Raw genomic sequence first — 4,358 nt, 5'->3', positions numbered from 1 at the left:
AGGGGTTGGGTGCCTCGTCCCACCTTGGCGAGGTGGTCGCCGGGTGGTCATCCCGTCGCCTTCCGGTTTGTGCATATCACCTTGAGCCAGGGCCGCAAGGTTGGCATGTTCGGCCGCCGGTTGGCAGCGGAGGTTGCGGCCCTGGCTCAAGGTGATCGTCCAGTGTCAGGCGACGGGATGACCACCCAGCTCGGGGTTTTGTTCACAGATCAAGAGCTCGTCAGTCGCCGCGGCGGACTGGGCCCAGTAGTGACTGTTCCTTGGGTGTGGTGACGAGGCGGAGGGGGCGCCAGAGGTTCTGGCCCAGTGCCACCACCTGGTCGTCCTTCAGCGTGGTCAGCTGCCGCACCATCTGCGGCGGCAGGCGCCAGATCCGGGCCGCCAGCTCGGCCTGTCCGGCGGGCAGCCGCTGCATCAGCACGACGTCCGCGGCGTTCGCGATCGTCGTCGCCTGGGGGTGCAGGTACGGCAGCACGTAAACCGTCGTGTGCCAGGGCGATCGGGGCGGGAACAGGTCCTGCGGCGTCGGCCCGCCGTCGGTCACCACCAGCAGCGGTGCGTCCTCCGAGGGGCGCGGCAGCTCGACCGGCGACAGCCGCCGGATGGTCACCAGCGGCGACGGTCGCCCGTTCGGCTGGTTGCCCGCCGCCTTCGGCAGCACCTGCCACGCGGCCGGCCGCCCGGTCGCGATCGTCACCCACGCGCCGACCGCCATCGCCCGCAGCGCGACCTGCCGCGCGAGGTACAGGCCACCCACCAGCACGATCCGGGTGGGGGTGGCCCGCAGGGCGGAGATCGTCAGCGGCTCGCCCTTGAGGCCCGAGCCGACGACGATGCCGCCGCGGTCACCGGACGGGCTGATCGCGTCCAGCAGCACCGGGTCGACCACGAACTCGGGCGCGACGCCCGTGTTCCGGCCCGGGTCACGAAGCCGCAGGCTCATGCGGTGCCTCCCATCGGCATGGTCGCGGCGAGCCCGTCGATCTGCAGGCCGCGCAGCGGGGTCAGCGACACACCGACGCGTTCGGCGAGCGTGTTGAGCCGCTCGTCGGCGGTGTCCAGCTCACGCGGGTTGCGCGCGCTCAGCCGGACCACGCCGCGCAGGCCGACCTTGCCCTCGTCGTCCGCGGGCGAGATGGACATCGCCACGGTCGACGACAGCGTGCGCACGCTGGTCAGCGCGTTCAGCGTGGTCGTGATCTTGCCCTTGGGCCAGCTGGTGACGGCGTAGCTGGCGTGGCCGATGCCCGCCGCCGTCGCGCTGGTCCAGCTCTCCTTCAGGTTCACCTTCGCGCCGCCACCGACGGCCGCGGTCAGCTCGGCGGCCGAGATCCCGGCCCGCAGCAGCTCGTCCGGGCTCAGCGGACGGGTCGGCACGCCCTGCGACTCCAGCGCGTTGCGGACGCGGGACAGCGCGCCGATCAAGGCGCGGTGCGCGCCGACGACGCCGCCGCCGCGCTCGCGGACCGCGTCCGGGCACCGGCGCGGGTCGAGCCGGATCGCCACCCACGTGGTGCGTCGCGCCGCGGCCGGCAGCGGCCCGAGGACCTCCAGGTAGGACGTCAGCGCGGGCGAGTCCGCGGGCAGCGCCGCGCTGCCCGGGTAGCAGTGCCAGATCATCTGGATGGAGTCCAGGACGACGCCGCGGTCCTCCAGGCACGGTGCCAGCGCCGACAGCGGCAGGCTCGGCGCGCCGCCGGCCTGCGTGATCAGCGCGGGGGTGGGCTCGACGAGCAGGACCGCGGTCCACGTGCCGTCGTGCCAGGCGAGCCCGACCTCCTGCAGCTCGTGGTCCTTGCCGTGCGCGACCACCAGGTCCGGCACGACGAGCCGCAGCAGGCTGACGCGCACGTCCTCCGGGCCGGTAACGGACACGTCGCCGGTCGCGATGGCCTGGGCGTCGGGCTTCGGCGGCGTCGACACCCGGTCGTGGCTGCGGAACGAGTAGCGCATCGTAAGTCCAGCCCATTGGGTGAACCACTGACCGCGCCACCGCAGGATCGCGATGATCAGCGCGGCGCCGAGGACGCCGATGCCGACGTAGAGCAGCGACTCGTTGATCGCGATGAGGATCAGCCCGATCGCGAGGCCGATCTCGAGCACCACGAGGTTGGTCACCGGGATCGGGCCGAGCCGGGTGTTCAGGACGCGGCGGCGAGCCGGGGGAGCGACCGGCGCGGGACGTTCGGGGGGCGGCTGTGCCGGCGGCGGCCCACCCTGACCGCCCGGACCACCGGGCCCGCCCGGGCCACCGGGCCCACCAGGGCCGCGACCACCTGGACCGCCAGGCCCACCGGGGCCTCCGGGTCCCTGCGGGCCGCGTGGTCCGGCGGGTCCTCCCGGCCCGCCCGGCACGCCGCCACGCGGTGGCGGGCCCGGCGGACGGCCCCTCGGCGGCGGTGAACCCGGGGGCCCACCCGGACGTGGCGGAGTGGTGACGGACATCCGCTCGTTCTTCCCCTCGTACCTACAGCGATCCCGGCAAGCCGGTCGGCCGGGAACCCGACCCTAGCCGGAGTTGGGAGAAACCCACACCGGCGGAGATCCCGTACCGCTATCCTGCGGAACCGTACCGCGACTCGGGGAGCAGTAGGTCGAGAATGCCGTCAACACCGACAACGAAATCGCAAGTTCACGCTTACCAGTTCGTGCTGCGCCGCATGCAGTCCGCGCTGGTGCGGCGTGACTCGGTCATGCTCCACGATCCGATGCGGACCCACGGCAGAGCGACGATCGTCGGGTTCATCCTGGCGCTGCTCGGTGTCGTCGGTTTCGTGATCTTCGGGTTGATCAGCCCGAAACCGGCAGTGCCGGACTCGGGCAACATCGTGATCGGCAAGGAGTCCGGCGCGATCTACGTAGTCACCGGCAACCCGAAGCAGCTGGTCCCGACCTTCAACCTGGCCTCGGCGCGGCTGTTGCTGATGTCGCAGCAGGGGCAGGGCGCCTCCGCGGCGGCGACCGCGGTGGAGCCGTCGGTGGTCCCGGACGACCAGCTCAAGGACATCCCGCGCGGGCGGCTGACGGGCATTGTGGACGGTCCGCAGCTGCTGCCGACCACGTCGCAGCGGGTGTCCGACGACTGGGCGGTGTGCGACCAGCTGACGATCCGGTCGGACCTGCCGAGCCAGCTGGCGTTGCAGCAGGCGACGAACGCCACGACGGTGCTCGCCGGTGTGCCCAACCCCGGACGTGAGCTGGGCGACAACGAGGCCGTGCTGGCCGTCGGCGACAACGACAAGCCGTACCTGATCTACCGCCTGGAGCGGAACCCGAACCAGCCGAACGCGAACACCGTGCGGGCGGAGCTGGACCCGGGCCGCGCCGGTGTCTACACGGCACTGGGCCTGAACCCGCAGAACGCGCGCCGCATCTCCATCGGCCTGCTGAACGCCATCCCGCAGGTGACGCCGTTCACGCCGCCGACCATCCCCGGCAAGGGCAGCGCGACGCAGTTCCAGGCGCTGGACCTGGCCGGACTCAACGTGGGTGACGTGTTCGCGGTGTCGTTCTCGGACGGCACGCGAAGCAGCTACGTGGTCCTGCAGAACGGGATCCAGCGCGTGTCGCCCGCCGTCGCGGACCTGATCCGGTTCTCGGGCAGCTCGACCGCCGCGCCGCGCCCGCAGGAGCTGTCGCCGAACACGATCACGTCGATCCGCCAGATCCAGTCCGGCGACAGCGACGCGCTCAAGGTCGACACCATGCCGAACACCATCCCGACCGTGCTCGACCCCACGCAGACGCCGGTGACCTGCCTCGGCTGGAACGTGGTGAACCCCGGCGACCCGACGACCGAGGACCAGCACACGGCCGTCTACGTCGGAACGCAGCTCCCGGTCCCTGCCGACGCGAAGCTGATCCAGATCGGCCAGCCCAGCCCGGACGGCCTGAAGATCGACAACTTCTACATGCCCCCGGGCCGCGGAGCGGTCATCCGGTCGGCGACGTCGAAACAGTCCTTCGCCACGGGCCCCATCTCATTGGTGACCGACCGGGGCCTGCGATACGGCGTCCCCGACGCGAACACCGCCAACGCACTGGGCCTGACCGACCCACGGCCGGCGCCGGACGCCATCGTGCGCCTCCTGCCCACCGGAGCGTCCCTGAACGTGCAGGACGCCCAGCGGAGCTACGACTCGGTGCCGATCTCGCCGAACGCCGGGAGCTTCCCGTCGCAGCAGCAACAGGCGTCCGGAAACACCGGCACATCAGGCAACTAGTCCACAAGAGACAGCGGCCCTCAAGCAAAGCGGAGGGCCGCTTTTCTTTTCTCCGCCACCAAACCGCCACCCGGCAACGAAAAGCAGGCGACTACCCCAACCAGACCTCCCCCGCCCCCGATCCACAGCCGATCT

3 protein-coding genes are annotated in these 4,358 nt (G+C 71.5%); 1 reads left to right on the top strand and 2 read right to left on the bottom strand.

The genetic code is table 11. The features are described 5' to 3' along the window. Positions 1-220: 220 nt before the first annotated feature. On the bottom strand, positions 221-943 hold the full coding sequence (locus L2C96_RS43940) for a hypothetical protein (protein ID WP_020417574.1): 723 nt from the start codon (positions 941-943) through the stop codon (positions 221-223). Continuing rightward, the gene (gene eccE, locus L2C96_RS43935; RefSeq protein WP_020417575.1) at positions 940-2,118 is read right to left on the bottom strand and encodes a type VII secretion protein EccE; all 1,179 of its coding nucleotides are present in this window, start codon (positions 2,116-2,118) and stop codon (positions 940-942) included. The genes L2C96_RS43940 and eccE overlap by 4 nt, the downstream gene beginning before the upstream one ends. A gap of 482 nt (positions 2,119-2,600) precedes the next feature. On the opposite strand from eccE, the gene eccB reads away from it, so the two are divergent. Further along, entirely contained in the window at positions 2,601-4,223 is a 1,623-nt protein-coding gene (gene eccB, locus L2C96_RS43930) for a type VII secretion protein EccB (protein WP_272884118.1), read from the top strand. Positions 4,224-4,358 lie beyond the last annotated feature (135 nt).

This window comes from Amycolatopsis tucumanensis, assembly GCF_021654135.1.
Taxonomy (GTDB): domain Bacteria; phylum Actinomycetota; class Actinomycetes; order Mycobacteriales; family Pseudonocardiaceae; genus Amycolatopsis_E; species Amycolatopsis_E tucumanensis.
Note: the sequence above shows the minus strand (reverse complement) of the source record. Positions and strands in the feature narration are given on the sequence as shown.

Coding starts and splice junctions, on each gene's coding strand:
- L2C96_RS43940 (WP_020417574.1), bottom strand. CDS start 943: ATGAGCCTGCGGCTTCGTGACCCGGGCCGGAACACGGGCGTCGCGCCC.
- eccB (WP_272884118.1), top strand. CDS start 2,601: ATGCCGTCAACACCGACAACGAAATCGCAAGTTCACGCTTACCAGTTC.